The following is a 2,908-nucleotide window of genomic DNA, read 5'->3' as shown; positions in this document are numbered from 1 at the left end:
CACGCGCAAGTCTTTCATCATCAATGATTATGGTTCTCATAAGTCTTTAATTTCAATTATAGCTATTACTGTATTGGGGGTGTTTTGTTTTAAATTAAAAGTGGCTTTCCCACGGTATTGAAGCTCAAGTCTTCGCAAAGTATTGGAAATACCGATTCCGATAGAATCCTTTTTATTGGAACGCAGATTTCCGGTGTTCTCAACTTCCAGAACAACCGAATCTTCAATCTTTTTTGCGCGAATCCAAACGGTTCCTCCTTCAATCAGTTGTGCAACACCATGCTTCAACGCGTTTTCAACCAACGTCTGTAGCATAAACGGTGGAATCAGGAAATTCATCACGCTGGCATCAAATTCTTGCTGGATTTCCAAACGCTCTTCAAAACGCACTTTCTCCAGGTCTAAATAATCCTGAACAATTGATAATTCTTCATCCAGCGGAACCAGCTGTTCACTTCCGATAATCAGCGATTTACGAAGCAGATTGGAAAGCTTGGTGATGTTTTCCTGTGCACGGTGAGGCTCAATATCAATCAAAGCCCGGATCGAGTTCAGTGAATTGAACAAAAAATGCGGATTCAGTTGAGAACGCAGATTCTTCAGTTCAATTTCATTGTGACTGGCCGTAAGCTGTAAGTTATTGACTTCCTGTTCTCTGGAACGTTGAAAAAAATGAAAGGTAAAATAAACACCGTTCCACAAGACGAAGAAAATCAGTGTTGCGGAAACATCCAGGGAAAATTCCACCACGGAAAACTTTAACGGAGTCTTGGAAATCAAATGAGACACCAGGATGTTGAGCAAAGACATGATCGCAGCAACCACTATCGAAGTAATAATGATTCTTGGAATCAGGTTCGTTAAACGCATATTCAGCCATCCCATTCTGATGAAGAAGAAGCGCATCAAATGAGTCAGTAAAATTCCAAAAACAAAGAAACAAGCTGTTGAAATAACGATCATTTTCAACTCAATCTTTTGATTGGAAAAAGTTGAGGCTGAGAATATCAACAAAGAAAGTAAGGCCCAACCTCCTATTTGAGCTAACCAATAAGTTCTTCTTGCTTTAAACATATTTCAAAGATAGCCGAAATCCAATGTGAAGCATGCTTCATTCAAATAAACGGCGCTTAATCGGTTTGATTGGACGTATTTCAGGAAGACAAGCAATTTCGGTCTGAAAATTGTAAATTCGTTCTTCATGAATCGCTTGCTTATTCTATTCCTTCTTTGCGTCAATACAGCTGCTGCTCAAAGCAGATGGACTCCGCATGTCGGGATAAAAGCAACACTTCTGATCGCTTTTGGTTCGCATCAAAATGCATTTGGAGTAAAACTGGATTCATATGTCGGAAACCAATACCTGCAAATCAATGCAGGACTAACTTCCCGTTATTTTTTGACCAATCTCGGAGACCGTAAATCGTTCGGGGAATTGAGAATCAGCACAGGAGCAGTTGTCATGTTCGGGAAACCAAACAATCCCATCAACATGGATTGGGATGGTGTGCTGCATCAAACCTCTTCCTCCTACTCGATTGGTTATGCACATTACTGGTATTTGGATCGCGTGGGAACTTCTCAGCGTTCCGGAGCATGGAATCTGGGGATTAAGCGTGTAGATATCCTGTTGGAGAACGATGTGTTTGCAGGTCAGGCAAAAGACCGTTTCAGAACCGGTTCTTTGGTAATTTCCTATAGAGATAGTTTGTATAAAGCAAGTCTGGGACTCACCATCTGGACCGGTGAAACCGGAGGGACACACTGGGACAGAACTCCACTTCCCGGTGCACCGAACGGAATAAGAGATTTAACTTCCATGCCTTACGGAAAACTGAATCACGGGATTCTTTACGGGGAAATGAAACATCGTTTTGTGGGGGTTCAAACCGCCGGAGCAAGATTTGGTTGGGACAGTGAACAAATCCGTCACATTTTCCAGAATAAAATCAGTCATGATTTGATACTTTTCCCGAAGAACATGAAGCGGAATACGCCGCATTACCCACGCTTAAATGACGCAGGCAACAATGTGTTTTCCAGGAAAGAAGCACGAAAACCCCGGTTTTACTTTCAGACCTTTTTGAATGACGGACTCCCGTATTAATGACGAAGGGCGAGTTCTGAATTCTGAATCAGCCAATCTTGAAACTCGAAACTCTCATTCGAAATTTGAAATTATCAGTACCGTTCACCGACGTTTTTCACACGCACAAAAGCAGAAAACAACACTTAACCTTCTATTTATGAAAAAGCTGAGTAAACATTCGTGTTTATTCATTTATTTGATGTAATTTTGCGCCCCGTAGTTACAATTTTTATATATGTCCAATTCAACAAAATACGTATTTGTAACCGGGGGGGTAACATCATCCTTGGGTAAAGGAATTATCTCTGCTTCTTTGGCAAAATTGCTTCAGGCACGCGGTTACTCTACGACAATCCAAAAATTAGATCCATACATCAACATTGATCCGGGAACATTAAATCCATACGAGCATGGAGAATGTTTCGTTACAGATGATGGAGCTGAAACCGATTTGGACTTGGGACATTACGAGCGTTTCCTGAATGTTCCTACATCACAGGCAAACAACGTAACTACCGGACGGATTTATCAAAGTGTTATTGATAAAGAACGGAAAGGCGAATATTTGGGGAAAACAGTTCAGATCATTCCTCACATCACAGATGAAATCAAAGAACGTATTCAGATTTTAGGGAAAACCGGAAAGTTTGATATCGTAATCACCGAGATCGGTGGTACGGTAGGTGATATTGAATCACTTCCGTTCGTAGAAGCCGTTCGACAAATGATGTGGGAATTTGACAGCGATTGTTTGGTAGTTCACCTGACATTGATTCCTTATTTATCTGCTGCCGGAGAGCTAAAAACAAAGCCTACACA

Annotated in this window: 3 protein-coding genes; 2 read left to right on the top strand and 1 reads right to left on the bottom strand. The window is 41.1% G+C overall.

From position 1 onward, the window contains the following. Positions 1-36: 36 nt before the first annotated feature. On the bottom strand, positions 37-1,074 hold the full coding sequence (locus Q1V93_RS10265; protein ID WP_300664380.1) for a histidine kinase: 1,038 nt from the start codon (positions 1,072-1,074) through the stop codon (positions 37-39). Positions 1,075-1,201: 127 nt separating this feature from the next. Here Q1V93_RS10265 and Q1V93_RS10260 point away from each other — a divergent pair, with 127 nt between their 5' ends. Both Q1V93_RS10260 and Q1V93_RS10255 read left to right on the top strand, forming a co-directional pair. After that, entirely contained in the window at positions 1,202-2,107 is a 906-nt protein-coding gene (locus tag Q1V93_RS10260) for a polymorphic toxin type 23 domain-containing protein (RefSeq protein ID WP_300664378.1), read from the top strand. A gap of 217 nt (positions 2,108-2,324) precedes the next feature. Beyond that, positions 2,325-2,908: CTP synthase (locus tag Q1V93_RS10255; RefSeq protein ID WP_300664376.1), on the top strand; the 584-nt coding region annotated here is incomplete at its 3' end.

Origin of the sequence: Fluviicola sp. (assembly GCF_030151805.1) — a bacterium.
Lineage (GTDB): Bacteria > Bacteroidota > Bacteroidia > Flavobacteriales_D > Crocinitomicaceae > Fluviicola.
Note: the sequence above shows the minus strand (reverse complement) of the source record. Positions and strands in the feature narration are given on the sequence as shown.

Excerpts from the sequence above, each read along its gene's own strand:
- Q1V93_RS10265 (WP_300664380.1), bottom strand. The coding sequence starts at position 1,074 with ATGTTTAAAGCAAGAAGAACTTATTGGTTAGCTCAAATAGGAGGTTGG.
- Q1V93_RS10260 (WP_300664378.1), top strand. The coding sequence starts at position 1,202 with ATGAATCGCTTGCTTATTCTATTCCTTCTTTGCGTCAATACAGCTGCT.